At 68.0% G+C, this 328-nt stretch carries 1 protein-coding gene; it reads left to right on the top strand.

Annotated features, from left to right (window positions below):
• Positions 1 to 328 (top strand): DUF222 domain-containing protein (locus ACOQFP_RS02735; RefSeq protein WP_421583360.1); only part of this gene is annotated, 328 nt, incomplete at both ends.

The raw sequence follows: 328 nt of genomic DNA, 5'->3' as shown, positions 1-328 counted from the left end.
CACTGCCGAATCCAGTAACAGTGGCGACGATGAAACGACAGCCACCGCGGCACGGGACGCCGCCGCCGCTCGTGATCCGCGCAGCCAACGCGAACGCTGTCACGACGCCCTGAAACTGGCGCTCCGGCACACGCTCGCCTCAGGGACCCTCGGCACCCACCGCGGCCTACCCGTCACCGCCATCATCTCCATGACCTTGAAAGACCTCGACGCCGGCTGCGGCTACGCCATGACCGCCACCGGCTCCCGCGTCTCCATCCGCGACGCCATCAGAATGGCCTCCCACGCCCACCACTACCTCACCATCTTCGACGACGACGGCCGAGCC

Source organism: Rhodococcus sp. MALMAid1271 (assembly GCF_049195265.1).
Lineage (GTDB): Bacteria > Actinomycetota > Actinomycetes > Mycobacteriales > Mycobacteriaceae > Rhodococcoides.
The sequence above is the reverse complement of the archived record's forward strand: the minus strand, read 5'-3'. Positions and strand labels throughout refer to the sequence as shown.